Origin of the sequence: Cytobacillus firmus DS1 (assembly GCF_000565285.1) — a bacterium.
GTDB lineage: Bacteria > Bacillota > Bacilli > Bacillales > Cytobacillaceae > Cytobacillus > Cytobacillus firmus_A.
Genome location: NZ_APVL01000011.1, coordinates 14,840 through 41,063, shown reverse-complemented (window position 1 = coordinate 41,063; position 26,224 = coordinate 14,840). Strand labels below are relative to the sequence as shown.

Below are 26,224 nucleotides of genomic sequence, written 5' to 3'. Positions count from 1 at the left end.
TTGAATACATATTCATGGAAACCAACTTATGAATTTCTTAAAAGGGGCGGTAAAAATGGCAAGCTGCACACATCAGGCAGAAGTAAACATTCCGATAGGGGCAATATGGAGCTTTGTAAGCGATATTGGGAATTGGGCACCATTAGTGCCCGGATATATTGCACATGAGGTACTGAGTGACAAAGAATCAACCTGGAGCTTCAAAAGCGATATGGGGATTATTAAGAAAAAAATTGAATTAAAAGTGGATATAACGAGCTGGCAGGAGCCAACAAAGGTTACGTTTCATTTAACAGGACTTAATGAGAAGTTTACAGGACATGGGTACTTTCTTGCGGAGAAAGGAAGGAATAAGAAAAATATCATGACAGGATCACTTGAGATTTCAGCAGAGGGAATGATGGCTAAAGTAGCCAATTCCTTGCTTAATACAGCTCTTCCTGAAATTACTGCAGAACTGACAGAAGCTGTGGCATTAAAGGCTGAACAGGAATACAGGGAGCATGCAGGCGTATAATTTGCCCCAATGAAAAGAACTCATTTACTCTGAGTTCTTTTATTTCGTATATCGATTAGCGTAGCTGGAGGCCACGAATGCTTCCGGCTTTATTTTTGGCTCGAGGCCGATTGATTCGATCCTGGTAACCATTTCTTTCACAAATTCCCTGGTTCTATTTCTTTTGCCTGATCCGATGTCCATATGCCCTTCCATTGAAAATGATCCGCCTTTGTATAGGAATGGCAGAACGATTTCAAACATTTTGTCTTTGTAATCCTCTGTAAACAAAGAGACCACTTCTTCAGTCAGTGAGGTTTCATAGGAAATTCTCTCATGAAGATGCAGCATTTTCCTTGGTATAACAGTTTTTCGAATACATGCCCAGGCGCCTTTTCGCTCATTTTGAATCACAATCCCGGTTATAAACACAGTGCGATTGCAATGCACCTGTGAATCTGTTCCAATCATCAGCCTGAAGTTCCCATCAGGATTTCGCTTTATAAAAAGTAAGATACGGTTGAATACCTGCTCAAAAGTCATATTCCTCTCCTGAAGGTTTTGAAATTTATATTCAGCATTCACCTATTATCACCACATTAAGTATTTTGTCTCGGAGTATCACTCTTCCACAACCTTTAACTTAAAATGTAATCCTTATTACTGCCATTATATTGAGGGACACTGAACAAGTTGTTTATTTTTTTGAAAAAATTGCTTTTGCTGCTGAGGAACAGATAATGAATGGGAATCTCCATAATGATAAAAGCTAAGGTAAAAGAGGAGGTTTTCTTATGAACAAAACACTTATCTTAATACTTAAATTAGCATCAGCCATGATTGCTTTTGCCATAGCGCTCGATTTATTCTTTGATGCTACCTTCGCTGATATTATTTCTTTCAGTATTCTGGTAACAGCCATGTCCTATTTTCTCGGAGACCGCATCATCCTTCCGCGGCTGGGAAACCGGAATGCCCTCATTGCTGACTTTTTCTTAGTTTATGCATCTGTTTGGGTGTTTGGAAGTGTGCTGCTTAACAGTTACCTGCAAATCGCTTGGGGAAGTGTCATTGCGGCAGGGATTATCACTCTATCCGAGGTATTTGTCCATAGATTCCTTGTAAACAAAAGGGAAAGCAGCCAAGAGAAAGAGAGCAGCCAAACTGCCCTGAATCCGCGGCTGGCATATGGGATGGAAATGGCGGAAGAAAGAGAGCCGACAAAGGATTGGGAATGATTAATATTTAGAGTTAGAAGCCCTATGAAGGCCTTTTGGTCTGAAATGGGCTTTTTATTTTGTATGTCACCAAACGGTCTTTTCCCGAAAAATTTAGAATATCCATTACTAAATAGTCAATTTGTTTAAAGGAGGTTACATATGCACGAAATGTCTCTGATGGCTGAAGTTCTTCGCCTGGTGGAGGAAGATGCCTTCGAGAGAGGCTTTATGAAGGTTGACCGAATCTCTATCATTGTCGGGGAACTTTCCAATGTCCTGCCCGATGCATTAGAACTTGCATTTTGTTACTTTCAAAAACAGGAGTGCAGCCTGATTAGTGAAAAAACCGAACTGGCTATTATCAGGGAGGAAGCAAAAGCCAGGTGCAAAGAGTGCAGAAAAGAATTTGACCCGGATTACCGGATAGCCCTTTGTCCACATTGCCAACAATTAAATACTGAAATAATCTCGGGCGAATCTTTTCAAATTGAGTCTTACGAAGGAAGTGAGTGTTTTGAAGATAAAAATGGACGATGATGTTCTGAAAGATAACAATATTGCAGCCAATTTTAATAGAACTTTGTTTAAGCAAAATCAAACACTTGTCATCAATATTATGAGTGCACCAGGTGCAGGGAAGACCACCCTGCTTGAGAAAACTGTAAAAGCGCTGGCAAAGGAATTTAAAATCGCAGTCATAGAGGGGGATCTGGCAACTGAGCGGGATGCAGACAGGCTTCGGGCTTTAGGTGTAAAAACAATACAAATTAACACAGTTGGCGGCTGCCATCTTGACGCAAAAATGATAGCCAAAACATTGCCTGAATTCCAGCTTGAAGAAATTGATATCCTTTTTATTGAGAACATCGGCAATCTGGTCTGCCCCTCAGGCTATGATTTGGGACAAGACTACAAGGCTGTCATTCTCAGTGTACCCGAAGGCAATGACAAAATCCCCAAATACCCCTTGATGTTTCGCCGTACCGATTTAACAATAATAAATAAAACGGATTTGCTTCCATACGTACAATTTGATTTAGAGGAAGCACAGAGGGATTTACGCACTATTAACCCGGATGCTGCTTTTCTTGCGCTGTCTTCCCAGACGGCAGAGGGTATGGAGGATTGGATAAACTGGTTAAAGAAAGCACACACCCATGCTGCGTTCAGTCAGAATTAAAGTAACCGGAAGAGTACAGGGTGTCGGGTTCCGTCCCTTTATATATGGCCTTTCAAGAAAATACAACATTCAGGGAACAGTTCAAAATAATTTAGATGGCGTTATTATACAGGCAGAAGGCGCAAGTGACTCCATTGCCAGCATAATTGATCACATTCAAAACAGCCCACCTCAACTGGCAAAAATTATTGAAATGACTGTAGATGAAAGTGTGCCATCGTATTTTAACGATTTCAAGATTGTTCCAAGCAAGCGAAGCGGTCATGCTGAACCATTAATTCCAGCAGATGCGGGAATCTGCAATGACTGCGTGCGCGACATGCGTCAAGAGAGTAACAGGCGGTTTCAATATCCTTTTACAAATTGCACTCAATGCGGTCCGCGGTATTCCATCATTCGGGAGCTTCCGTATGACAGGCCACACACCGCTATGGACAAATTTCACATGTGTATTTCCTGCAGGGAAGAATATGAAAATCCAACAGATCGCCGCCATCATGCACAGCCGGTATGCTGCCCTGAATGCGGACCTGAACTAATCCTTTATGATTCGAATAAGAAGCCGGTGAAAAGAAAGCAGAAAGCTATTCAAGCGGCCTCGGCTCTTTTATCGGAAGGAAAGATTGTAAGCATTAAAGGGATAGGAGGATATCATCTTGCCTGCGATGCACACAATGAAAAGGCCATTAATGAACTAAGAATCCGGAAAAACAGACCGCAGCGTCCTTTGGCTATTATGGCAAAATCACTTGAAACGGCCCGGAAGTATTGCCATGTCTCAGAGAAAGAAGCTGAGATGCTAAAAAGCCCTGAAATGCCAATCGTTGTTTTAAGGAAAAAAGAGAGCTCCGATCTTCCTGAGCTTCTTTCCCCGGGGTTATCGACCATTGGAATCATGCTTCCGTATTCGCCGCTGCATCATCTGCTTTTTGAGAACAGCAAGCTGGAATGCATCGTACTGACAAGCTCTAATCCGTCTGGATTGCCGTTATATTTCAAAAAGGACCCAGGCACTCTAAGTGACTATGTTCTTACCCATAATCGTCCCATTCTCCACCCTATCGATGACTCTGTCATACAAGTCAGTCAGGCTGGAGAAGTTATTTTTCTCAGACGTTCCAGAGGTTTTATACCGGAGGTTTTTAAAACCGCCTATCCGTTAGATCAAATCCTGGCTTTAGGGGGAAATCAGAAGAATGCCTTTGCTGCAGGGAAGGGCCAAAGCATTTATATGGGCCCGCATATTGGGGATCTGGATAATGAAGAGATGCTTCATCATTATGAGAATCAGGTGAAGCATTATAACAGCTGGCTGGGGTTTGAGGAAAAAATGATTGCCGCTGACTCACATCCTTCGTATTCCGTAAACACGTATGCAAGTCATTTCAAGGGACCTGTGATCCAAGTCCAGCATCATCATGCCCATCATGTGTCATGCATGGCAGACAATGATTTATATGAACCGTGCTTTGGCCTGATTCTCGACGGCACAGGCTATGGGGATGACGGCCATATTTGGGGGTTTGAATTATTGTATGGCTGTGCCGATTCCTTTGAGCGGCTGGGCCATCTTAGTTATACACCGCTGCCTGGAGGAGAGAAGGCAGTAAAGGAGCCCTGGAGGAATGCTGCTGGAATGATTCTTCAATTCTGGCCTGGTCATGGAAAGGAGCTTGCTCTGAAACTGTTTCCCGAAAAAGCCGGAGAAATCAGCATTATTGAACACATGGTGAATAAGAAGATCCATACACCCCTTGCCGGAACGTGCGGGAGGCTATTTGATGCAGTCAGTGCCATATTGGGAATCTGCCAAACATCCACTTACGAGGGAGAAGCAGCGATGAAACTATCAGATTATATGTATAAATCCCGGCCAGAGTTTTACAAACCTTATCCCTTTAAGCTAATAAAAGACAGTGGGGAACCATACAAGCTCGATTTCTCCCAAATGATTTATCAAATCATCCAGGAACATTTGGTGGCCGTTCCACCTGCTGTTATTATTCAAAGATTTCATCAGACAGTTGCATCTGCATCGGCAGCGTTAATTTTATGTAAAGCGGATGAAAGACCAGAACTTAACCGGAGGATTGTCTTTTCAGGAGGATCGTTTCAAAATTTATTTCTTGCCCGGGAACTTTCAAGAAAGCTTGAGGAGAACGGTTTTACTGTTTATACACATAAGAAAGTTCCTTGCCATGATGGCGGATTATCATTAGGGCAATTAATGATTGCAGCCAGACAAACAAAAGCTAAAAAGATATAAAGGGGTGATTTCATGTGTGTAGGTGTTCCCTCAAAAGTTATAAGACTGGAAGAAAACCGTGCTCTCGTGGATGTTATGGGATCTAAGATTTATGTGGGCATCCTTTTTGTTCCTGAGGTGAAAATCAATGATTATGTGCTGCTTCATGCAGGACAGGCCATGACTATCATCAATGAGGAATATGCCCGTGAAAGCATTGAAGAATGGAGGAACATAATTGATGGACAGCATGGCACCCTTTTCTGATCCGGTTTTAAGCCAGCGGTCAGCAGAAGCAGTCATCCAATTAGCTAAACAATATATTCAGCTGAACGGCCGAAAACCTGTTTTTATGGAGGTGTGCGGCTCACATACAATGGCCCTTGCCAAAACAGGTGTAAAAACGAGATTAAATGAGTACGTTCAATTAATAGCGGGGCCGGGCTGTCCTGTTTGTGTAACAGACCAAAGAACGATAGACAGCATGATCAGCTTATCAAAGGAACGAGGCAGCATTCTTTGTACATTTGGGGATATGATGCGCGTGCCGGGATCCAAGCATTCATTGCTTGAAGCGAAAACAGAGGGAAAGGATATTCGTGTAGTCTATTCCCCATTGGACAGCCTCCGAATCGCTGAAAAGAATCCTGACAAAGAGATTATATTTTTAGGCATTGGCTTTGAAACTACAATTCCATTGCTGGCAGCAGCCATCAAGGAAGCCGAACAGAGAGGGTTAACCAATTTCAGCATTTGGATGACGACAAAATTGGTCGAACCGGTTTTACGGGCGCTCCTTGACGCAGGTGAAATTCAGCTGGACGGTTTTTTGCTCCCCGGCCATGTATCCGTTGTGCTGGGAAAAGAGAGTTACTCTTTTTTAACAGAAGAATATAAGATGCCTGGAGTCATTTCAGGGTTTGAGCCGGTCCAGCTTTTAAGCAGTATTTATAAATTGCTTCAGCTTTGTTTAGAAAATACAGCGGAAATCATTAATGATTATCCTTATGCAGTTTCTTCATCAGGCAATGCAGCTGCCAAAAGCCTGATGAAGAAATATTTACAGCCGGGGGATGAAGACTGGCGCGGAATAGGAACCATCCCAAATAGCGGCCTGGTACTTAAAGAAAAGTACCAGAACTTTGATGCCAAAAGGAAATTTAAGATTACTATAGATTCTCCGCGAAAGACGAAATGCAGATGCGGTGAAGTCATTCGGGGACTGACTGCTCCTGAAGAATGTCCACTTTTCAGCAAAGCCTGCACACCAGCTAATCCAATTGGTCCCTGCATGGTTTCAGCAGAAGGCACATGTGCTGCCCATTACCACTATATGAAGGAGGAGTAATCATGCTGCAGCGGATTAATCTTGCCCATGGGGAGGGCGGGGAGCTGACATATAGACTGATTAAGGATGTTTTTGAAAAAGCATTCGGCCATGGGGAGCATACAAAGCACGATTCAGCCATATTTCAATGTAAGCCCGAAACAATTGCATTGACTACTGACAGCTATGTTGTAAAACCGATTTTCTTTCCGGGAGGGAATATTGGCAAGCTTGCTGTTGCCGGGACTGTTAATGACCTGGCTGTCAGCGGTGCCGTTCCCAAATTTATGACAGCAGGGTTCATTATAGAAGAAGGTCTGCCCCTTAAAGATTTAAAGGAAATTGTTCATAGCATGGCTGACGAAGCAGGAAAAGCAGGTATCAGGATCATTGCAGGAGACACAAAGGTGGTCGAAAAAGGCAGTGCAGATCAGTTATTCATCAATACTTCCGGCATTGGAACAGTGGAGAGCGGGCACAAACTTCAGCCAAAACACATTCAGAAAGGTGACTCTATTATCTTAAGCGGAACAATCGGAGACCATGGAATTGCAATTCTAAGTGCCAGGGAAGAGCTTGGCTTACTTTCGGACACAGTCAGTGATTGCGCTTCTCTCAATGGACTTATTCAGAGTCTGATCCACACGATAGATGGAATTCGCATATTGAAGGATCCGACAAGAGGGGGACTTGCGACAGCACTTGTAGAACTTTGCGAAGACTTCCATTTTAATTGCGAAATTAATGAAGGATCGATTCCCATTCGGAATGATATTCATGGTGCTTGCGATATTCTAGGCTACGATCCCCTTTATCTGGCGAATGAGGGAAAAATGATTTTACTGGTGGATTCAAAAATGGAAGAGCAGGCACTTCAAGTATTAAGGAGCCATCCTTTAGGCGAGAACGCAGCTGTCATAGGACAGGTAACCGGCACAACTAATAGCGCCGGGAAGCTTTATTTAAAGACACCTTTAGGAACAACACGCAGCCTGCAGCGCCTTGCCGGATTGATGCTGCCCAGGATCTGTTAAAGTTTTCTCCGTTTCCTGCATAGGATAGGGTATGAAAGCCTAAGGAGAGAATGCGATGCAAAACATCAGGATGCTTCAGCAGCAGGTGAATAGCCTTATAAATCAGGCAAGGCATGATATTTATTCAATTTCTGCCACTTCAGACCCCACTGCCAAACAGGTAAAACTTCAGAGAATTTGGGACGCATTGACAAGCATTCAATTTCTAAATGATTTATTGGCAGCCCATGCAGCCTCATCAATTTCAGCTGCCAATGATAGGCAACCCTTGAACACGATGCCAGTGGGCCAGCCGATATCACCAACTTCAGCAAATCCGGCAGTGGCTGTTCCAAATCAAACCTTTACAATTCAGGATTTAGCGAATTACGATGGCAAAAATGGCCGGCCTGCTTATGTGGCCGTGGGCGGCGTCGTTTATGATGTAACCAATAATAGAGCGTGGGCAGCTGCCACCCATTTTGGTTTGGTATCAGGAAGGGATTATACACAGGAGTTCGCCTCCTGCCACGCAGGACAGCAATCGATATTAGCAACTTTGCCAGTCGTCGGGAGGTTGGTATAGTGGAAAATTATATTTTGCCGCCGGAGCCGTTGACCAATGAAGCCATTGCAGCCAGGTTAACAACTGGTGCCAGAAACGGACTTGCAAACGGATCAGTCAAAAAGAAAAACCTTGTATATCTGGAGCTGAATGGATGCTCCGGCAATATCATCTCCTTGCTGAACGGGGCAAATCCGGACTTTGAATATATGATAGGGTCGATGGTCAATCTCGTATACAGCAACAGCTTAATGGCTGCAGAAGGGGAGAAGGCCATTGAACGGCTTATGAACGCATTGGATGAAGATTATATCCTGGCGGTGGAAGGTGCTGTGGCCTTAAGAGACAAAGGATTATATAACATCATTGGCACCTGGAAGGGAAAACCGCTTACCGGTTTGGAAGCAGCCAAAATGCTCGGGGAGAAAGCATCCCATATTCTTGCTGTCGGGGCATGTGCCACGCATGGGGGTGTATCAGCAGCCAGGCCAAATCCTTCCCAGTCTGTAGGATTGCAGGATGTTCTGCCTGACAAAAATATGATTAAACTGCCAGGCTGCCCTGTTCATCCGGACTGGTTTTTAGGAACCTTAGCCCACATTCTTTTATACGGGGATCCGGATACCGATAATCTTGGGCGGCCATTAATGTTTTACAGCACCCTTATTCATGACAGATGCCCAAGACGCCCTTTCTTCGACCGGGGCATTTTTGCTGAAAAGCTCGGAGATAAAACCTGTTTATTTAAGCTTGGCTGCCGCGGTCCTGTTACCAGGACTGATTGTCCGACAAGGCAATGGAATGGACATGTGAATTGGCCGATAGGGGATGATACCCCTTGCATTGGATGTGCCCAGTTTGGCTTTCCTGATGCGATGGCTCCTTTTATCAGTTATGATACGACAAGGGTGGTGAAGGATGAGTAAGCGGATCGTCATTAATCCATTGACAAGGATAAGCGGATTTATGGAAATTGAAGTGATCGTGGACCAGAATAAGGTGGTGGATGTTAAAACAAAAGGAAACTTATTCAGGGGCTTTGAACAAATGCTTGCCGGCAGAAGCCCCTTTGATGCTGTTTATTTTACCCAGCGCATTTGCGGTATTTGTTCGGCAGCCCATTCAATGGCATCTTCGATAGCTTTGGAGGATGCACTGAACATTGAACCAAGTGAGCAAGGGAAATATCTTCGGGATATTATTCATTGCTGTGAGTTCTTGCAGAACCATATCCGCCATTTTTATCAATACACGGTTCCTGATTTCGTAAGGATCGAAGGAAACACACTGCTGCAGACGGACCATAATGATTTTAGACTGCCTCAAAAAGTCAATAAAGCCATCTCCCAGCATTACTTCGAATCACTTGAATTAAGCAGGCTTGCCCACCAAATGCTTGCCGTTCTCGGAGGAAAAGCTCCACATAACCACGGTGTGTTTATTGGCGGTATAACTACACAGGCTACAGCAGAAAAAGTCGTCCATTTGGATTCCATCCTTCAGAAAATAGCAAAGTTTGTTGATGAGAAAATGATTCCTGATGTTTTTGAGCTTGCAAAATATTATCCTGAGTATTATAGATTAGGCGGCGGCTATGGGAATCTATTGACTTACGGCGCATTTAATCATTATAAAGATATCGGTACCCTGTACGTTGATCCACTTGTTTTTACCGATGATGGAATCCAGCCATTTGAAGAACAAAATATACAGGAAAAGATAGATTATGCCTGGTTCCAATCACCAAAAGGCACTTATTCTCCTGATGAACTGATACCGGAACCTGATCGTGATAAAGACAGAGCCTATTCATGGGTAAAGGCTCCCAGATACGCAGGGCTCCCATTTGAGGTAGGCCCTTTAGCAAGGCTGGTACTGAGTGGAGAATATACAAACGGAATTTCCGCTATGGACAGAACCATTGCCAGGGCACTGGAAGCAAAAAAGATAGCCGGCATTATGAAAACTTTGCTGAATTTGCTGATCCCAAATACCAATGTCCAAAAGAAGTATGAATTGCCTGAAGAAGAAGTTTCGGGTAAAGGGTTAGTCGACACTACCCGCGGCGCTTTGGGCCATTGGATTAAAATAAAAGATAAAAAAATTGATTTCTACCAAATCATAACACCATCAACCTGGGACTTTTCCACACGGGATGAGAATGGATATATGGGAACCGCAGAGCAGGCATTAATGGGAACCCCCATTCATGATCCGGAAAATCCGGCTGAAATTGGACGGATCCTTCGGTCTTTTGATCCTTGCATGTCATGCGCGACACATGTACATACACCCGGGAAAGAAGTCAAAACCATTCAGGTGCTATAATAATGAAAAAGACCTTTATTTTAGGAATAGGCAATCGCCTGATGAAGGACGATGGGGTTGGTATCTATATTGCTGAAGAGCTAATGAAAACAGAAAAAATCTTGGATTGCGAATACATCATAGGAGAATCGGATATAGATTACAGTCTCTCTAAGCTCGAAGGAGCAGAGTTTATCATAATCCTTGATGCCATATTATCAGGGGGTAACCCCGGTGACATTGGGGTTTATTCTTTAGAAAAGACAGACTTTCATAGATTTCTCGGCTTATCGCCGCATAATATGCACCTATTTCAGGCACTATATGAACAAAGAGACAAATTGAAAGGCTGCCTGATCGGGGTTGAACCTTTTGATATTTCCTTTCAAATAGGATTAAGCAGGGAACTTGAAAGAAAATGGCCCGAAATCGTAAGCAAAATAAAAAAAACAATTGATGAAATTTTATCAAATAGAGGTTAGTTTTCAGGGTCTGAACTGAATGCTCACCTTTTTTTGCGTTTATCTGCAATAAGAATGCTTGCTATTTTGCCGCTAAACACACAATATAAATAAGGACATATGGAATAAAGACCAGGAAAAGAAAGTAGGGTTTTATTTGCAGGAATTTTTAAGACTTGGCATATCGGAAAAGCTATCTGATATTCTGCTGCAGCAGGGCATCGCTAAACCAACACCTGTTCAGGCGCAGGCGATTCCAGCTGTTATGGCAGGAAAAGATGTCATTGCCCAGGCACAGACAGGAACCGGAAAAACATTGGCATTTATTTTGCCTATTCTGGAGAAAATGGACCCGGATGCCGTTCAGATCCAGGCTCTGATTGTAACGCCGACAAGGGAACTGGCATTACAGATAACAGATGAAGTACTGAAGCTTACAAAAGACATTGATATAGATGTCCTAGCTGTATATGGAGGGCAGGATGTAGACAAGCAGCTCAAAAAGCTGAAAAAGAATGTCCAGATTGTAGTGGGGACACCTGGCCGGCTGCTCGACCATATCAGACGAAATACCATTGATTTATCACAAGTGGATTTTTTAGTATTGGATGAAGCCGACCAAATGCTGCATATAGGCTTTCTTGATGAGGTTGAGAGAATCATTATAGAAACGCCTGCCAAAAGGCAGACTATGCTTTTTTCTGCAACGATGCCGGCAGAAATCAGAAAACTGGCAAACAAACACATGAAAGAGCCGCAGTATATTCAAATTGAAAAAACACAGGGGCCAGCCCATTCAGTTAAACAAATAGCGATACATACCGTCGACCGCGCCAAGCAGGGTACGCTGATAGAGCTGATCCAAACCCATAGACCATTTTTGGCCGTGATCTTCTGCCGTACAAAACGGAGAGTAACCAAATTATATGAAGTGCTGAAATCGAACGGTTTCGAATGCGATCAGCTTCATGGGGATTTATCACAATCGAAACGTGAACAAGTAATGAAGAGATTCAGGGACGCGGAGATACAGCTATTAGTTGCGACGGATGTAGCTGCTAGAGGGCTTGATGTCGAAGGTGTCACACATGTCTTTAATTATGATATCCCACTCGATCCTGAAAGCTATGTGCACCGCATCGGGAGAACCGGCCGGGCGGGCATGAAAGGACTGGCCATCACGTTTTATTCGTCTGCAGACAAGCCGCTCCTTGAAGCAATTGAAAAAGGACTGAAAATTAATATACCTAAGCAAAACCTTGGCAACAGCAAAGACGATATCAAGCCTAAAGCAGCATCTGAAAAAAAGAGGCCGGATTCCAAACGCCAAACCTCCGCTGGAAAGAAAAATGACAGCAGAAAAGGAAGCCAGCAAAAATCAAAAGAAGACAGGTTTTCCCATGAAAAAGGCAGAAAAGGCAAAAGCAGTTCACCCCGGTCAGGCCGTACGAAAACACAAGGGAAAAAGAAGCCTGCCCCCACCGCTTCAAGAAACTCATCAAAAAGACGGGGAAGGTAAAGATAGTTGAGGAGGAAAGCAATTTGTTAAAAGAACGAATAGAAAAGCACCTGAAGGAACAGCCCGCTGAACTTTATAAACAAGAAAAGGAATATGCCCAAAAGCACGGGTTCTTGACTGATGATTATACAGCAGAAATTAAGAATCCGGAAGACCGCTTTAATGATGCTTATATTGAAAGAGGAGATAAGGAAACAGAGGAAGTTCTCGGACAGGAACCTGCCGGCTTCTTAAATCAGCCAATAGACTACTTCAAAAATCATAAAAATGAATTTATGTATCTGGAGTCAAAGTGGTTTGACCTGATCGGAGCGGATGCTGTTTCTTTTGAAACAGATGATGTTTTTGGCAACTATGAAGTAATGCTGGGGCTGAAGCTGCCAAAAAAAGCAGAATCAGTTATAAAAGCATTTATAAATGAAAATACTCTTACAAACACACCAAAATACAGCCTGATGTTCAGCCAGCAGGATGGGCTTTGGGATTTTAATTTTTCATTGAACGACCTTGAAGGTTTTAAAGAGGAACTATCTATACAAGATGCATATCAGTTAGTATACGAATTCCTTTTTAACCTTGTAGCAGAAGTGGAAGAAACCCGCTATAAATAAAGTGAAACTTCAATCAGTGGGGGTTTTCCTAGTCCCCCACTGATTGTTAGTTGAACCAATCGGGCCTTTACGGGCAGTAAGCCCCCACTTATCCTCCCTTGATTCCTCTGAGGTTTGAAGTGGGGGCTTACTGCCCGTTAGACTGCGATAGATATTTATAGCCAGATATTAGGACGAACTCTTAATTTTTTGTCCAAACCATGATAAATGTCATGGTTTGGACATGACACCTATGTCTTCAAAGCAGTTTGCAAACCCTTTATTATTAAATTAACGTCATGATGAAGGGAATTAACAAATGACTTCTAAACAAAAACAACTTAACTTAAAAAAACAAATGGCACCTTATGAAAAATCAGATTTAACCAAAAGCATTATGCAGCTGGTCAATACGCTGGGACCTTTTTTCCTGCTGTGGTTCCTTGCTTATAAGAGCCTGAGCATTTCTTACTTGCTGACGCTTGGCATATCTGTCGCTGCAGCAGGCTTTCTTGTCAGGATCTTCATTATTTTCCATGATTGCTGCCACCATTCCTTTTTCAAAAACCGCAAAGCAAACAAGATCATTGGCACCATCACAGGGATCCTGACCGTCTTTCCTTATCACCAATGGCAGCATGACCACAATGTTCACCATGCAACCAGCGGGAATCTGGACAAGCGCGGTACAGGAGATATCTGGACACTGACAGTGAAAGAATACCAGGATGCTTCATGGTCGACTCGCGCAGCATACCGCATCTACCGCAATCCGTTCGTTATGTTAGGTTTAGGCCCTATTTATGTATTTTTGTTAAAAAACCGTTTTAACAGAAAAGGTGCAAGAAAGAATGAACGCATCAATACGTATCTTATAAATGCGGCCATCGCCGGTTTGTATGCATTCATGTGCTGGACTATCGGGTGGGAAGCGTTCCTGATGGTGCAGGGGCCGATCTTTATGATTTCAGGAGCAGCCGGGATTTGGCTTTTCTATGTACAGCATACATTTGAAGACTCGTATTTTGAAGAGGATGATAAGTGGGAGTATGTAAAAGCTGCGGTAGAAGGAAGCTCCTTTTACAAGCTTCCGAAAGTGCTTCAGTGGCTTACAGGGAACATCGGGTTTCATCATATTCATCACTTAAGCCCGCGCGTTCCTAACTACAACCTTGAAAGCGCTCATTATAATACAGCTGAACTTCAGAACGTGCCGACGATTACTCTTTCTACCAGCCTGAAGTCACTCAAATTCCGTTTATGGGATGAAGAAGTCCAGGACTTCACAGGGTATGGAGCAGCAAAGCAGTCTGCCGTCAGCAAAAAACAGAGCAGAACTAAAACGGCATCTGTGAAGCCGTAAACTGAATGCATAAGCTAAAAGAACAGCTCCTTTGTGATATGATAGCAAAGGAGCTGTTTCATTATTTCATGAATAAAAAGAGGGTACCTCACATGTTTAAAAAATATTTAACTGCATTGAAAAGTTCAGGCATTTCTCCATATATATGGAGTGTATTCAGCATTCTGCCGTTTTATTTCATCTTCAGATCCACATCTAAAATCACCATAGCCGTAGGAATCGTCCTGACTATACTCTTTTTTATATCGCTGCGTTTTGCCTTTATATCGCGAAAATGGCCAGTTTATTTATGGACTGGCATCTTAATCAGCATATCGATCACGATGACCATTCTATTTTCATTTATTTACTTCGCATTTTATATTGCTTACTACAATGGACACATCAAAAACAGGATTGCTTTTTTAACGCTGTATGTCATCCACCTGGTGGCAACCACCATATCCATAAACATTAATTTTGTCACACAGGAGCCATTATTTCTTGAGCAGATTCCTTTTATCATCATCATCTGGATCAGTGTGATTTTGCTTCCTTTTAATATTTACAATAAGAAAAAGCAGGAAAAGCTTGAGGAGCAGCTCGAAGATGCCAACAAAAGGATCGCGGACCTCGTCAAACAGGAAGAAAGACAGCGGATTGCCCGAGATCTTCATGATACTCTTGGACAAAAATTGTCTCTTATCGGGTTAAAAAGCGATCTGGCCAGGAAGCTCATCAGCAAGGATCCGGACCAGGCAAAGGAAGAGCTTGTAGACGTTCAGCAAACCGCCAGAACAGCATTAAACGAAGTAAGAAAAATGGTTTCCCAGATGAGAGGAATCAGGCTGAAGGAAGAAATTATCCTTGTTAAGCAAATTTTAAAGGCCGCATCTATTGAATTCATCGGAGAAGAAGATATCAAATTAAAAAATGTGTCAATCTTCATTGAGAATATTCTAAGCATGTGCATGAAAGAGGCTGTAACAAACGTAGTAAAACACAGTAAGGCCACAGAATGCCGCATCCACATTGAACAAACCTGGAATGAAGTCAGCATTACAGTCCGGGATAACGGGGTCGGCATGAATCCCTCGACAGATGTAGGCAAGGGGTCCGGACTGCTTGGCTTAGGTGAGAGGCTCGACTTTGTCAACGGAAGCCTTGAGATTGTTTCTGAGAATGGAACAACGATTATAATGAGAGTACCAACAGTCGTGAAGGAACCAAACAAGGAGGAGAGGGCATGATAAAAATCGTCATAGCTGAAGATCAGCGAATGGTGCTTGGTGCGTTAGGATCTCTGCTAAATCTTGAAGACGATATGGAGGTCATTGGGAAAGCTTCGAATGGAAAAGAAGCCATTTCCCTTGTCAAAACTCTTAAACCGGATGTTTGTATCATGGATATTGAAATGCCGGAAAAAAGCGGCCTGGAAGCGGCGGAAGAATTAAGAGACAGTGGCTGCAAAGTTATTATTCTGACAACCTTCGCGAGGTCAGGCTATTTCCAGCGTGCCCTTAAGGCTGGTGTAAGAGGTTACTTGTTAAAAGACAGCCCAAGTGAGGAACTGGCAAGCTCTATCAGAAACGTCCTGGAAGGAAGGCGCATCTATGCACCTGAATTAATGGATGATGTCTATGGCGAAGAAAACCCGCTGACAGACCGGGAAAAAGAGGTGCTGGAGCTGATAGCGGACGGCAGGAACACGAAAGAAATTGCCGACCAGCTCAGCATTAAGACAGGAACTGTGCGCAACTATATCTCTGCTATTCTAGACAAGCTCGAAGTTACGAACAGGATTGAAGCCATAACCCAATCCAAAGAGAAGGGCTGGTTTAAATAAAGTGAAACTTCAATCAGTGGGGGGGCTTTATCTCCCACTGATTGTTAGTCACGTTCTTGTGTCGCTAAGATCTCCGCTAGCGCTTCGATCAATCGACACTACGAACCCGATTGGTTCAACTAAGCCTCTGCCTGCGCCTCGGCAAGTTTCACTGTATCTCACCAATCGGGCCTTTACGGGCAGTTAGACTGCGATAAAATCTTCAATGAAAAAGGACAGCGGCCCATTAAGGCTTAGCTGTCCTTTTTCATTTTCTTTATCTCTTCCGTAACAACAAATGCCAAATCATCATTTCCGAACAAGGATAGAACACCAAGCAGAGTCTGATCAGGCACATCGCCTGCTTCTTCTTTTGAAACGGTCAGGTCCAGCGCTTCCTTTAGTGAACTGTTTTCCCCCTGATCCGGATATGCCTTTAAATAGATTTCCTCCGGATTCAAATCGTGATTGATGCACCACTGGGCAAATACGAGAATCATCATTTTTTCTTCGCCCTGATAGTTTTGAATAATTTTTTCTTCAAGCTCTTTATTGTTCATTATCATAAAACCCCTTATGTATTTATATATTGATTATAAATTTAAAAACATGATTTTTCATCTTTATTTCTTTTTCTTCTGCACAAAGAATTTTCAGTAATCCTAATTAATTCTAAATTTATTGTCAATTCGTATTGACAATTAAATATTAGAATATCATAATATTAGAAAAACTTATAAAAACTTTAACAGATAACTGCACTACTGCCTTGAAGTAGAAAAGAGCGAAAGGCATCCCTTACAAAACAGCATAACGAGTCTTTTTCAATGACTTCAGCTGTTGCTGCTTCAGCATCCATATTGGTTGTTGCCGGGAAGCCCTTTCGTCCACGCTCGGAGGATGACTGGGCGTTTTTATTTACACTCTTTTAAGAGCAGCACGAAGAGCAGGCATTAGGTTTTTAAATCATCTACAGATAGGGAGTTTTGACAAATGACAGAATTTAAAATTGAAATCAGCCACACACCTGAGAAAAAACAAAAACCTGCATTTGATAACCTGGTGTTCGGCAGGAATTTTACGGATCACATGTTTGAAATGGATTATACTGCCGGACGGGGATGGCACGACCCAAGAATTGTACCTTATCAGCCGCTGTCTCTTGATCCAGCTGCAATGATTTTCCATTATGGGCAGAGTGTATTCGAAGGGTTAAAAGCCTATCTTACCATTGATAATGAGGTTTTGCTGTTCCGCCCTGAAAAGAATATGGAGAGATTGAATAAATCCAACTCCAGGTTATGTATTCCTGAAATTGATGAAGAGCTTGCTCTTTATGCCTTAAAAGAATTAATTTCAGTTGACCGGGACTGGATTCCGAGTATAGAAGGAACTTCACTGTACATCCGGCCCTTTGTCATTTCAACTGAGCCATATCTTGGAGTGGCACCATCAACGAGATACAAATTCATCATTATTCTTTCGCCGGTAGGCGCTTACTATAAGGAAGGCATCAATCCTGTTAAAATTGCTGTTCAAAACGAATATGTGCGTGCAGTTAAAGGGGGAACAGGCACAGCTAAAACCGGAGGAAACTATGCAGCTAGTCTGAAAGCACAGGAGCTTGCAAGCTTAACAGGATATTCGCAGGTTCTATGGCTTGACGGTAAAGAAAATAAATATATTGAAGAAGTGGGAAGCATGAACATTTTCTTCAAAATTAACGGAGAAGTTGTAACACCGGAACTTAATGGAAGCATCCTGGAAGGGATCACTCGAAACTCTGTACTTGAGTTACTGAAGCATTGGAATGTTCCGGTATCAGAAAGAAAAATTTCTATTGAAGAAATCTACCAGGCACATGCCGATGGCCAGCTTGAAGAAGCATTTGGAACGGGCACTGCTGCTGTTATATCACCAATTGGAGAATTCTTCTGGGACAACAAGATTATTGAAATCAATGAGGGGAACACCGGAGAATTGTCCAAGAAAATCTATGATACACTGACAGGCATCCAAAAAGGAACCGAACCGGATCCATTTGGATGGAGTGTAAAAGTGGAAAAGAAAGAGGCAGCAGGAATTAAATAACCCTTGATGACTGGATCGGCATCATTAAGCCGATCCTTTTTCTATTTCAGGCATGAAATTCCTTTAAAACGGGAAAATATAGAAAGAACCTATTACGGAGGGGAGATTAATAAATGGACAAAATAGAAGTCGGAGAAGTTTTTACAATCAGTGATGAAAATGATCAGGAAATGGAAGTGGAGGTCCTCGCGTCTGCAGAGGTTGATGGCAATCAATATGCTGCTGTCAGCTTTGTCGAAGATCTTGAGGAAGACACAGAAGAAGATATTGATGTGTTCTTCTTAAAACTGGATGAGGATGGCGACTTTACACCCATTGAAAGCGATGAAGAATTTAACAAAGTCTCTGCCGTATTCGACGAAATGATAAACAACGAGGAATAGAAGAGAAGGAAGATTCCTTCTCTTTTTTTACATATCATGGAAGAACATTACAAAACAGCAGGTGATCCAATGAAAATATTATGCATCGATGGCGGGGGAATACGCGGTGTTTTTGCCGTCAGCATCCTGAAAGCTCTCGAAAACGAAATGAAACAGCCTGCAGGCGACTATTTTGATATAATCGCAGGCACAAGCACCGGATCGATCATTGCCTCTTCACTGATCCTGAAAAAAGATATGGGCGAGGTCCTGAAAGGATACGAATCATTCGGGAAAAAGATTTTTGTCAAACAGGCTAAGGTCGGCCTTTTTAAAAGCGTATACAGTGATAAGTATATGCGGCACTTTTTCCGGAAAGCCTTTGGCGAAACGGAGCTGTCCGATATAAAAAAACCGCTTTTGATCCCAGCTGTCGATGTGACCCATGGCAAGCCGTTTGTCCACCGTTCCAATTACGGCAGCCCAGGCAATGAAAGCCTGTCGATGAAGCTTTGGGATGCAGTCCTTTCCTCCTGTTCAGCACCTGTGTATTTCCCGCCTAACAACATCAGCAACAGTTATTTATCCATAGACGGAGGGCTATGGGCGAATAATCCATCACTCGTTTGCATTACCGAGGCTATGCATCACTTCAAAGTGGAGCTGCAAAAAATAAAAATCCTTTCGCTTGGGACCGGTCTTCAAAAAATTGACTTTACGATTGATCATGATAAATATTGGGGAGTAAATCATTGGCTGCCGTTCCAGCTCCCGTCCATGAAAGTGACGCCCAAGCTATTGGACCTGGCTCTTCATTTATCCTCCGAATCTGTTACCTACCATTGCAGGCATCTCCTCGGAGAAAATTACCTGCGCATAAATGAAGAGCTCGGTGAAGAAATGCCCTTTGACGAAATAAAGTTTGTGGAAGAATTAATTATGCTCGGCGAGAAGGTCTATCAGGATCGGCGGGATGAAATAAAGAAGTTTTTATTCTCATGAAAAAAGAGCGGGGAATTTTTCCCTGCCCTTTTTTCATTTTGTATGAATCACAGAATAATACTTTACAGGTTCTGATGTGTTTTTAAGAACTTCAGCAATTGTTCGAGTGAGGCTGTATGGCCCCTTTGCGTCATGGCCAGCTTCCCAGATCATCATTCCGCCAAATCCGTGATTTAATGCAAGAGCAGTTTTCTTTTTCATGGTGGCGGTTCCATTATAGTAATAGCTGATGCCATTCATGCTGATCCTATCTTTTGCTGCATTTTCTGGATTATTGTTTATGACGGCCTGATAGGATACCGGCTTAACGGCAGGATCCTCCGGCTGAGCATAAAGAGGAACACCCAGAATCAGCTTATCCTTGGAAATCCCTTGAGAATCAAAGAGGTTACCCCAATAATTGGCGATATTCTCTGTAAAGGAATAGGGAGAAAGATTAGCAGCATTGTATCCTCCATCCCACTGGCCGTCATATGCCATGATATTCACATAATCAACCTGTCTGAACATGTCTGGCTCATACACAACATATCCGCTCTCTGTACCTGTTATACTATGGACCTTGGCATGAACAGCAACCGACAGCTCCTTGCCGTTTGCATGGAGCACTTCGCTCAGATGATTGATAAAAACAGCCAGGAATCTTGCATCCTCCCTTGAACGGGGATGTTCAAAATCAATATCAATTCCATCTAGGTTTTCCTTTTGAACCAGCCCAGAGAGTTCTGTTACGAGCCTGTTTCTAGACGATTCATCCGCTATTGCATGTTTAAAATAATCATAGGATTCCCCGCCATTGATATGAAACCAGCCACCCACAGCAAGGATTGCCTTCACATTTTGCTTGTGAGCATTCGACACCACTCTCTGCAGATTGTTCCGCGCCGTCTCACCATTAAAAGAAATGCTTCCGTCCTTCTCAGGATGGGCAAAAGAAAAAATGACATGAGAAAAATTTGAATAATCGATTGAAGCGGGATCGCGATAATCCTGGACATAACCCATCAGCACTTTTTCCGGGATCTCTGAAAACTCCGGAATCTCTTTAAGGGCAGGAAGTTTGTCCGATTGTGAAACAAGGGCAGGCTTTTTAATGGACTGGAGTCCGCTTGTGTTTTTTGTATAGTAAATGCCGGCAGCAAATCCGCCGCAAAAGATAATAGTAATCATGATCAAAACTTGATATTTTCTCTTCACTAATAGTAAACCTCCATCTTTCAATCCTTTAAAATTGTAACAAAAAAGGGAACTTGGAGGGGGTGGTAATTTATTGCTGACATTCCATTCCTGCATAAATTAATAAACTTTTTTAATATATGATTCTCATCACATTACGAACTTTCTCCTCATGGTACATTTCTTATAAGCACGATTAACAGCCTTGAAAAAGGAATAGTACAGGAGGAATTGTACAGTGAGCGAATTAATTAATAACCGTGAGCATCCGGACCATCACAGCCATTCTATTCATAGCAAACATGAAGCAGCTGCTCATCCTAAACCGGAAGAACAGCCTGGACATCCCATTCATACATTTACCCGGGAGAATAAGGCAATTGATAAGCATCTGAGAGTGAATGTAAAGGTCCATCTCGAGGCGTTCATCCAGGAGGATCATGAGGACAATGTTTATGCACTATTAGAAGACTGCATTCTGCTCCTTGATCTTGATAAACATTACAGCCGGAAGGAAAATCTGCTTTTTCCTTACCTGGAGAAGTACGGAATTTATGGTCCAACAAATAATATGTGGAGCATCGATGACTTCATCAGGGATGGCATCAAGGAAGCCAAGAACCTTCTCACCCATTACGAGGGGGACAAGCAAAAGGTCATCAATGCAGTCCGTTTCGTTTTCAATGAAGTCAGTGCCATGATTTACAGGGAGGAAAATATCCTTTTCCCAATGGCTTTAAAAAACCTTACAGAAGATGAGTGGGTAAAAATAGCCCATGAAAGCGATGAGATTGGATTCTGTCTGACCGGCCCTGAAAAGGAATGGGAGCCCGAACGGAAAAGGATTAACGAGAATGCCATATCAGAAGGCTACATCAAAATGGAAACCGGTATTTTGTCATTAAAACAGCTGGAGCTGGTACTTAATCACTTGCCTGTTGATATCACCTTTATTGATCATGATGACGTTGTCCGGTATTTCTCTCATGGCAAGGAAAGAATCTTCGCCAGGACGAAAGCAGTGATTGGGCGAACAGTTCAGAATTGCCATCCGCCACGCAGTGTCCATGTTGTGGAGGAATTACTGAAGGATTTCAAGGAAGGACGAAAAGACGCTGAAGATTTCTGGATCAAATTCAGAGATAAATATGTTTATATCCGTTATTTTGCCGTACGGGATGAAAACGGGCGCTATGCAGGAACCCTTGAATTCACACAAAACATCAGTCCAATCCAGGAGATCGAGGGAGAGAAAAGGATTCTCTCCTAATCAAAAAAAGCTAAGAGCGACACGGCTCTTTAGCTTTTTTTGATTTTTGACGGATTATTTACCTTATATAGAACAGGTTCTTCGATAATGAATTCCTCGTCACTGTCTTTACCTTTAGGCAGTTTCTTTTTAACTATTTTCCCGTCAAATTCGAGGCTTTCACCTGGCTGAAGTTCAAATTTCTTTAACGTTTTCGAATGAGAGCACCAGCCAAGCCCGACTTCAATCGTTTCATCCTCCTGAATGACAAGATCTTCAAGTATGATGACTTCATCATTGGCTTCATTGAAATGATTCCAGCTCAGGGCAAACTGCTTAACTTTAGCTGTAAAATGGACCTTTTCTGAAGGCAGCTCCAAGGCAGGCTGTTTTTCATTTTTGGCTTTTTTGGCTGCCGGTTTATCACTTTGGTTGTTTTCAGCAGATTTCTTTGTTATCTTTTCAGTCTTGACACTATCTTTTTTTGAAGCTTCCTTTTCAGAAGGAGCTGAGGAGATATCTCCAAAATGAGCAGCCAGTGCTTTTCCGAAGCTTGGAGACTGCATCTCTTTAAGGTAAGCAGGATGTATGCAGCTAAGATTCCCATCCTGAAACTCGATTATGATTGTATTATATTCACCAGTTTCGCCGTATGTCTGATACCCTTTCACGGTTACAAGACGCTGCTGTGTTTTTTCTTTATACCAGAATTCCTTTTTAACTTCCCTTGTAGTTGATAATCCCCATTCCCTGACTTTTTCTTCATAATGGGCATCATCCTGAAACGTTTCAAAATGACCCGTTGGAGGGAAATATGCAGTATTGTTTGAATCTTCTATGTGAGGCAGAGTAATCGCCAATCCGTCCACATCCTTTCAACATTATTTTAATAGCCATTAATGATAAAATCAAAAATGTGGAAGGGTTTTTGCAATAACTTTGGAATATAGTTAATTAATAAAGGCTGTTTTCGCAAGGTTTGCTGCTTTTTGTTTATGATTTACAGAGTTGATTGGAGCGGAAGGTGCGAGATCCTCGAAAATGCTAACGCATTTTCTTCGTGCGGTGTTTACGCAAGGAAGCTTATTCAAAGTCCTGCGGGAGTAGCGGGACAGGTGAGACCCCGCAGACGCACAGCGTCGAGGAGGCTCACCGCTCGCCCCGCGGAAAGCGAGCATCCTGGAGCGGAAATCAACGGACAACATTGATAGGCAAAAACAACATTTTATACGAAAAGAGCCATTAAAAAACAACAGTTTGGTGTAAAGGAGTCTATAAGATGAAGACATTCAAAGACAGAAATGACGTTCCGCTCAATGAGAAATGGAATCTGGAAGACATATACTCCAGTCTGGAGAAATGGGAAGAAGATTACAAACATATTGAACAACTGGCCGATAAGCTGAAAACCTTTGACGGACAGATTCATGATGGTAATTCCCTTTATCAATACCTTGAAAAAAAAGAAAAACTCTCTTACATATTTAACAAGCTGTATGCATATGCAATGCTGAAAACCGATGAAGACACACGCGTGACAGATTCGCAGGCCTATGTAGACAGGGCAAAGCAATTAAGCGTTAAAGTCAGTTCTTCCACTTCTTTTTTTATGCCTTTTCTCTTAAGCCTTGATGAGGAAACCCTGAAGGGCTATATTGCTGAGGAAAAAGGCTTGAAATACTTTGAGGAGGACCTGCTCGAATCCTTCCGCTATAAGCCGCATGTCCTTAATAAGGACAAAGAAGAAGTTCTATCCCATCTCGGCGAAGCACTTTCTGTTCCCAGCCATACTTTTGGAATGATGAATAATGCAGATATAAAGTTTGGCGATGTAACAAAAGAGGATGGCGAAAAAGTTGAACTGACACGCGGCATGTATGCGAAAATCATGGAAGAAGAAGACCGGGAAAAGAGGAAAGAAGCATATAAGGCTTATTACCAGCCATATGTGCAGCTGAAGAACTCCATTGCTTCCACTCTTTCTGCCGCAATAAAAAACAATGTCACCATGGCCAAAATCCGCAATTATCCTTCAGCACTTGAAAAAGGATTATTCGGTGATCAGGTGCCAAAGGAAGTGTATGTTAATTTAATTGAGACGACTAAAAAGAATATTGGGGCAATGCATCAGTATACTGCGATTCGTAAGGAACAATTAGGCCTTGACGAGCTGAGGCAATATGATTTAAGTGTTCCTTTGATAAAGGGAGTTAAACCTGAAATATCCTATGAAGAAGCTTATGACACAATGTGTAAAGCGCTGGAGCCACTTGGTGATGATTATATTACTATTCTGAAGGAGTTTAAGTCAGGCCGCTATATTGATGTGCGTGAAACTCCAGGGAAGCGGTCAGGGGCATATAACCTGGGCATCTATGGCGTTCATCCCTTTATCCTCCTGAATCATCGTGACGATCTCGACAGCCTTTTTACACTTGCTCATGAATGCGGACATGGGGTCCACAGCAAGCTGAGCTCACAGCACCAGCCGCAGATCACCGCCCGTTATAGCATTTTTGTGGCGGAAGTGGCTTCTACAGTGAATGAAGTACTGCTGATTCATTATTTGCTGAACACGGAGAAGGATACAAATGTCAGCAGGCATCTCCTTAATCATTTTATTGATCAGTTTAAAGGAACCTTCTTCACTCAAGTTATGTTTGCTGAATTTGAGATGAAAACCCATGAATTAGCTGAACAGGGGGAGCCGCTAAACGCTGAGGTCTTCAGCGGAATTTATGAACGTTTATTCCGCGAATATAACGGGAATGAAATTGTTTTTGATGAAGAAGTGAAATTCGGCTGGGCCAGGATTCCTCATTTTTATCGTCCATTTTATGTTTATAAATACGCTACCGGATTTGCCTCTGCCATCCATTTGGCAGCGAAAATTCTCGAAGGAGACAATGAAACGCTGCAAAGCTATCTGGAGTTCTTAAAGAGCGGAAGCTCCGATTATCCGCTGGAGCTGTTAAAGAAAACCGGAGTGGATCTTACTTCTCCATATCCTATTGAAAACTCACTTCGGAAATTCAGAGATCTTGTAGAAGAATTCGGAAACCAATAGCTGGATTGGGCCTGTTTCTTGATATAGAAACAGGCTTTTTTACCGTCATAATGAAAAGAACAGCCTGCTGAAATACAATTAATGGACAGGATGAAATATTCCTGCAATAATTGATGCAAACTTTAATTAAAACAAAGATAGTGAAAATATAATTGTGAAGGATGAAAGGATGAAAGTACTTCTGGCAAGCCCGAATTTTCACCAGGCAAGAGGAAACACAGTTACTGTTCAGCGTATATCCGATAACCTTAATAAGCTGGGCATTGAGACTGAAATAATCAATATCACAGACGGCTGCAAATTATCCAGCCTGCCAAAAGCCGATATTGTGCATGGCTTTAATGCTTATAGGTTTGGCCAATTTATTAAGGGGCTTGGTGAAAAACCTGAAAGATATGTCGTAACCATGACCGGCACTGATTTAAATATCGACCTTTATGACCCGGTGAAGAAAACCGCAGTCATTCAAACCATTATCAATGCCGAAGCTATACATGTATTTGATGAAGAAGCTAAGCTTGTACTGGCAGGTGAAGTTCCTGATGCAAAAGATAAAATCAGCGTTATCCATCAGGGCACTGTAATATTTTCCGAAGCTTGTGCCGACTATAAAAAAGAACACGGCACGTTTTTATTTTTGCTGCCTGCAGGAATACGGAAAGTGAAGAATATTCCTTTTGCCATAGAAAAGCTTAAGCTGTTATATGAAAAGAATCCCCGCATCCGTCTTTGGCTGGCGGGTCCTATTATTGAAGAAGAAGAGGGTACTATCGTAAAGACCCTTACTGAAAAAAATAAAAAATGGGTTCAATATCTAGGCCAGATCCCGCATCACCATATGGGAGAGCTATACAGGCAAGCGGATGCCGTATTGAACACATCCCATTCTGAAGGCCAGCCGGCTGCCATTTTAGAAGCAATGGAGTATAGCCTTCCAGTTCTTGCAGCTAATAACCTAGGCAACAGGAATATCATTTCACATCAGGAAACCGGTTTAATCTACACTAATCCGGTCGAATTTCTTGATTATGCAGACAAACTAGTGAATAATAACGAATTGAGGATTAAATTGGGGCAAGCTGCCAAACTCTATGTTGAGGGCAGTCATTCTTCGGAATATGAAGCTAAAACACTTCAAAAAATTTACGAAACCATCTTAGAAAAATCCCCAAGTAATCAATGAATGA

General features: G+C 42.4%; 27 protein-coding genes. 23 read left to right on the top strand and 4 right to left on the bottom strand.

Annotated features, from left to right (window positions below):
* Positions 1 to 55: 55 nt before the first annotated feature.
* The gene (locus PBF_RS15165; RefSeq protein ID WP_035330783.1) at positions 56 to 517 is read left to right on the top strand and encodes a CoxG family protein; all 462 of its coding nucleotides are present in this window, start codon (positions 56 to 58) and stop codon (positions 515 to 517) included.
* Between the two features lie 39 nt (positions 518 to 556).
* Here PBF_RS15165 and PBF_RS15160 read toward each other — a convergent pair whose 3' ends face one another.
* The gene (locus PBF_RS15160; protein ID WP_235192269.1) at positions 557 to 1,039 is read right to left on the bottom strand and encodes a ribonuclease H-like YkuK family protein; all 483 of its coding nucleotides are present in this window, start codon (positions 1,037 to 1,039) and stop codon (positions 557 to 559) included.
* Positions 1,040 to 1,290: 251 nt separating this feature from the next.
* Between PBF_RS15160 and PBF_RS15155 the strand changes: the two genes are divergently transcribed.
* The 16 genes from PBF_RS15155 to PBF_RS15080 all read left to right on the top strand — a co-directional run bounded on the left by PBF_RS15155 (position 1,291) and on the right by PBF_RS15080 (position 16,111).
* Complete coding sequence (locus PBF_RS15155; protein ID WP_035330781.1) at positions 1,291 to 1,734, top strand: YndM family protein; 444 nt, start codon at positions 1,291 to 1,293, stop codon at positions 1,732 to 1,734.
* A gap of 141 nt (positions 1,735 to 1,875) precedes the next feature.
* Positions 1,876 to 2,253, top strand: coding sequence for a hydrogenase maturation nickel metallochaperone HypA (locus PBF_RS15150; RefSeq protein WP_035330780.1), 378 nt, complete (start codon positions 1,876 to 1,878; stop codon positions 2,251 to 2,253).
* Positions 2,231 to 2,896, top strand: coding sequence for a hydrogenase nickel incorporation protein HypB (hypB, locus tag PBF_RS15145; RefSeq protein ID WP_035330779.1), 666 nt, complete (start codon positions 2,231 to 2,233; stop codon positions 2,894 to 2,896). Before PBF_RS15150 ends, hypB begins: the two co-directional genes overlap by 23 nt.
* The gene (gene hypF / locus PBF_RS15140; protein ID WP_035330778.1) at positions 2,874 to 5,162 is read left to right on the top strand and encodes a carbamoyltransferase HypF; all 2,289 of its coding nucleotides are present in this window, start codon (positions 2,874 to 2,876) and stop codon (positions 5,160 to 5,162) included. Before hypB ends, hypF begins: the two co-directional genes overlap by 23 nt.
* A 12-nt stretch (positions 5,163 to 5,174) precedes the next feature.
* Positions 5,175 to 5,408: a HypC/HybG/HupF family hydrogenase formation chaperone gene (locus tag PBF_RS15135; RefSeq protein WP_035330777.1), complete on the top strand. Its 234-nt coding sequence runs from the start codon at positions 5,175 to 5,177 to the stop codon at positions 5,406 to 5,408.
* A complete protein-coding gene (hypD, locus tag PBF_RS15130; protein ID WP_035330776.1) occupies positions 5,383 to 6,489 on the top strand; it encodes a hydrogenase formation protein HypD in 1,107 nt (368 codons plus the stop codon). Before PBF_RS15135 ends, hypD begins: the two co-directional genes overlap by 26 nt.
* Before the next feature lie 2 nt (positions 6,490 to 6,491).
* Positions 6,492 to 7,502, top strand: coding sequence for a hydrogenase expression/formation protein HypE (hypE, locus tag PBF_RS15125; protein WP_035330775.1), 1,011 nt, complete (start codon positions 6,492 to 6,494; stop codon positions 7,500 to 7,502).
* 55 nt (positions 7,503 to 7,557) lie between these two features.
* On the top strand, positions 7,558 to 8,067 hold the full coding sequence (locus tag PBF_RS15120) for a cytochrome b5 domain-containing protein (protein WP_035330774.1): 510 nt from the start codon (positions 7,558 to 7,560) through the stop codon (positions 8,065 to 8,067).
* On the top strand, positions 8,067 to 8,972 hold the full coding sequence (locus PBF_RS15115) for a hydrogenase small subunit (RefSeq protein ID WP_035330773.1): 906 nt from the start codon (positions 8,067 to 8,069) through the stop codon (positions 8,970 to 8,972). Before PBF_RS15120 ends, PBF_RS15115 begins: the two co-directional genes overlap by 1 nt.
* Positions 8,965 to 10,374 carry a nickel-dependent hydrogenase large subunit gene (locus tag PBF_RS15110; protein WP_035330772.1) on the top strand — a complete coding sequence of 470 codons (1,410 nt, stop codon included), beginning with the start codon at positions 8,965 to 8,967 and terminating at the stop codon, positions 10,372 to 10,374. Before PBF_RS15115 ends, PBF_RS15110 begins: the two co-directional genes overlap by 8 nt.
* Positions 10,375 to 10,376: 2 nt before the next feature.
* Positions 10,377 to 10,835, top strand: coding sequence for a hydrogenase maturation protease (locus tag PBF_RS15105; RefSeq protein WP_035330771.1), 459 nt, complete (start codon positions 10,377 to 10,379; stop codon positions 10,833 to 10,835).
* A gap of 136 nt (positions 10,836 to 10,971) precedes the next feature.
* A complete protein-coding gene (locus PBF_RS15100; protein WP_035330770.1) occupies positions 10,972 to 12,333 on the top strand; it encodes a DEAD/DEAH box helicase in 1,362 nt (453 codons plus the stop codon).
* A gap of 23 nt (positions 12,334 to 12,356) precedes the next feature.
* Positions 12,357 to 12,944: a hypothetical protein gene (locus tag PBF_RS15095; protein ID WP_035330769.1), complete on the top strand. Its 588-nt coding sequence runs from the start codon at positions 12,357 to 12,359 to the stop codon at positions 12,942 to 12,944.
* A 298-nt stretch (positions 12,945 to 13,242) separates the two neighbouring features.
* Complete coding sequence (locus PBF_RS15090; RefSeq protein WP_035330768.1) at positions 13,243 to 14,286, top strand: fatty acid desaturase; 1,044 nt, start codon at positions 13,243 to 13,245, stop codon at positions 14,284 to 14,286.
* A gap of 92 nt (positions 14,287 to 14,378) precedes the next feature.
* Positions 14,379 to 15,515 carry a sensor histidine kinase gene (locus tag PBF_RS15085; protein ID WP_035330767.1) on the top strand — a complete coding sequence of 379 codons (1,137 nt, stop codon included), beginning with the start codon at positions 14,379 to 14,381 and terminating at the stop codon, positions 15,513 to 15,515.
* Positions 15,512 to 16,111, top strand: coding sequence for a response regulator transcription factor (locus PBF_RS15080; protein WP_035330766.1), 600 nt, complete (start codon positions 15,512 to 15,514; stop codon positions 16,109 to 16,111). The genes PBF_RS15085 and PBF_RS15080 overlap by 4 nt, the downstream gene beginning before the upstream one ends.
* 233 nt (positions 16,112 to 16,344) lie before the next feature.
* Here PBF_RS15080 and PBF_RS15075 read toward each other — a convergent pair whose 3' ends face one another.
* Positions 16,345 to 16,650, bottom strand: a complete 306-nt coding sequence (locus PBF_RS15075) for a hypothetical protein (protein ID WP_035330765.1) — start codon at positions 16,648 to 16,650, stop codon at positions 16,345 to 16,347.
* 433 nt (positions 16,651 to 17,083) lie between these two features.
* Between PBF_RS15075 and PBF_RS15070 the strand changes: the two genes are divergently transcribed.
* The 3 genes from PBF_RS15070 (at position 17,084) to PBF_RS15060 (ending at position 19,545) form a co-directional block, all read left to right on the top strand.
* Positions 17,084 to 18,181 (top strand): branched-chain amino acid aminotransferase, encoded by a 1,098-nt coding sequence (locus tag PBF_RS15070; RefSeq protein WP_035330764.1) that lies wholly within the window; start codon positions 17,084 to 17,086, stop codon positions 18,179 to 18,181.
* Positions 18,182 to 18,294: 113 nt separating this feature from the next.
* A complete protein-coding gene (locus tag PBF_RS15065; RefSeq protein ID WP_035330763.1) occupies positions 18,295 to 18,564 on the top strand; it encodes a DUF1292 domain-containing protein in 270 nt (89 codons plus the stop codon).
* Between the two features lie 69 nt (positions 18,565 to 18,633).
* On the top strand, positions 18,634 to 19,545 hold the full coding sequence (locus tag PBF_RS15060; RefSeq protein WP_035330931.1) for a CBASS cGAMP-activated phospholipase: 912 nt from the start codon (positions 18,634 to 18,636) through the stop codon (positions 19,543 to 19,545).
* 33 nt (positions 19,546 to 19,578) lie between these two features.
* Here PBF_RS15060 and PBF_RS15055 read toward each other — a convergent pair whose 3' ends face one another.
* Positions 19,579 to 20,742 (bottom strand): glycosyl hydrolase family 18 protein, encoded by a 1,164-nt coding sequence (locus PBF_RS15055; protein ID WP_235192268.1) that lies wholly within the window; start codon positions 20,740 to 20,742, stop codon positions 19,579 to 19,581.
* A gap of 217 nt (positions 20,743 to 20,959) precedes the next feature.
* On the opposite strand from PBF_RS15055, the gene PBF_RS15050 reads away from it, so the two are divergent.
* Complete coding sequence (locus tag PBF_RS15050; RefSeq protein ID WP_035330762.1) at positions 20,960 to 21,991, top strand: DUF438 domain-containing protein; 1,032 nt, start codon at positions 20,960 to 20,962, stop codon at positions 21,989 to 21,991.
* A gap of 29 nt (positions 21,992 to 22,020) precedes the next feature.
* Here PBF_RS15050 and PBF_RS15045 read toward each other — a convergent pair whose 3' ends face one another.
* A complete protein-coding gene (locus PBF_RS15045) occupies positions 22,021 to 22,839 on the bottom strand; it encodes a hypothetical protein (protein ID WP_235192267.1) in 819 nt (272 codons plus the stop codon).
* A 410-nt stretch (positions 22,840 to 23,249) separates the two neighbouring features.
* On the opposite strand from PBF_RS15045, the gene pepF reads away from it, so the two are divergent.
* Together pepF and PBF_RS15035 are read left to right on the top strand one after the other, a co-directional pair.
* Positions 23,250 to 25,037, top strand: coding sequence for an oligoendopeptidase F (gene pepF / locus PBF_RS15040; protein ID WP_035330760.1), 1,788 nt, complete (start codon positions 23,250 to 23,252; stop codon positions 25,035 to 25,037).
* Between the two features lie 169 nt (positions 25,038 to 25,206).
* Positions 25,207 to 26,220, top strand: a complete 1,014-nt coding sequence (locus tag PBF_RS15035; RefSeq protein ID WP_035330759.1) for a glycosyltransferase — start codon at positions 25,207 to 25,209, stop codon at positions 26,218 to 26,220.
* Positions 26,221 to 26,224: the final 4 nt, after the last annotated feature.

What these genes read in the sequence shown, in the direction of transcription:
- PBF_RS15160 (WP_235192269.1), bottom strand. Translation starts at nt 1,039, where the DNA reads ATGACTTTTGAGCAGGTATTCAACCGTATCTTACTTTTTATAAAGCGA.
- PBF_RS15120 (WP_035330774.1), top strand. Translation starts at nt 7,558, where the DNA reads ATGCAAAACATCAGGATGCTTCAGCAGCAGGTGAATAGCCTTATAAAT.
- PBF_RS15165 (WP_035330783.1), top strand. Translation starts at nt 56, where the DNA reads ATGGCAAGCTGCACACATCAGGCAGAAGTAAACATTCCGATAGGGGCA.
- hypE (WP_035330775.1), top strand. Translation starts at nt 6,492, where the DNA reads ATGCTGCAGCGGATTAATCTTGCCCATGGGGAGGGCGGGGAGCTGACA.
- PBF_RS15110 (WP_035330772.1), top strand. Translation starts at nt 8,965, where the DNA reads ATGAGTAAGCGGATCGTCATTAATCCATTGACAAGGATAAGCGGATTT.
- pepF (WP_035330760.1), top strand. Translation starts at nt 23,250, where the DNA reads ATGAAGACATTCAAAGACAGAAATGACGTTCCGCTCAATGAGAAATGG.
- PBF_RS15070 (WP_035330764.1), top strand. Translation starts at nt 17,084, where the DNA reads ATGACAGAATTTAAAATTGAAATCAGCCACACACCTGAGAAAAAACAA.
- PBF_RS15090 (WP_035330768.1), top strand. Translation starts at nt 13,243, where the DNA reads ATGACTTCTAAACAAAAACAACTTAACTTAAAAAAACAAATGGCACCT.
- PBF_RS15080 (WP_035330766.1), top strand. Translation starts at nt 15,512, where the DNA reads ATGATAAAAATCGTCATAGCTGAAGATCAGCGAATGGTGCTTGGTGCG.
- PBF_RS15060 (WP_035330931.1), top strand. Translation starts at nt 18,634, where the DNA reads ATGAAAATATTATGCATCGATGGCGGGGGAATACGCGGTGTTTTTGCC.
- PBF_RS15155 (WP_035330781.1), top strand. Translation starts at nt 1,291, where the DNA reads ATGAACAAAACACTTATCTTAATACTTAAATTAGCATCAGCCATGATT.
- PBF_RS15085 (WP_035330767.1), top strand. Translation starts at nt 14,379, where the DNA reads ATGTTTAAAAAATATTTAACTGCATTGAAAAGTTCAGGCATTTCTCCA.
- PBF_RS15035 (WP_035330759.1), top strand. Translation starts at nt 25,207, where the DNA reads ATGAAAGTACTTCTGGCAAGCCCGAATTTTCACCAGGCAAGAGGAAAC.
- PBF_RS15150 (WP_035330780.1), top strand. Translation starts at nt 1,876, where the DNA reads ATGCACGAAATGTCTCTGATGGCTGAAGTTCTTCGCCTGGTGGAGGAA.
- PBF_RS15075 (WP_035330765.1), bottom strand. Translation starts at nt 16,650, where the DNA reads ATGAACAATAAAGAGCTTGAAGAAAAAATTATTCAAAACTATCAGGGC.
- PBF_RS15065 (WP_035330763.1), top strand. Translation starts at nt 18,295, where the DNA reads ATGGACAAAATAGAAGTCGGAGAAGTTTTTACAATCAGTGATGAAAAT.
- PBF_RS15135 (WP_035330777.1), top strand. Translation starts at nt 5,175, where the DNA reads ATGTGTGTAGGTGTTCCCTCAAAAGTTATAAGACTGGAAGAAAACCGT.
- hypD (WP_035330776.1), top strand. Translation starts at nt 5,383, where the DNA reads ATGGACAGCATGGCACCCTTTTCTGATCCGGTTTTAAGCCAGCGGTCA.
- PBF_RS15105 (WP_035330771.1), top strand. Translation starts at nt 10,377, where the DNA reads ATGAAAAAGACCTTTATTTTAGGAATAGGCAATCGCCTGATGAAGGAC.
- hypF (WP_035330778.1), top strand. Translation starts at nt 2,874, where the DNA reads ATGCTGCGTTCAGTCAGAATTAAAGTAACCGGAAGAGTACAGGGTGTC.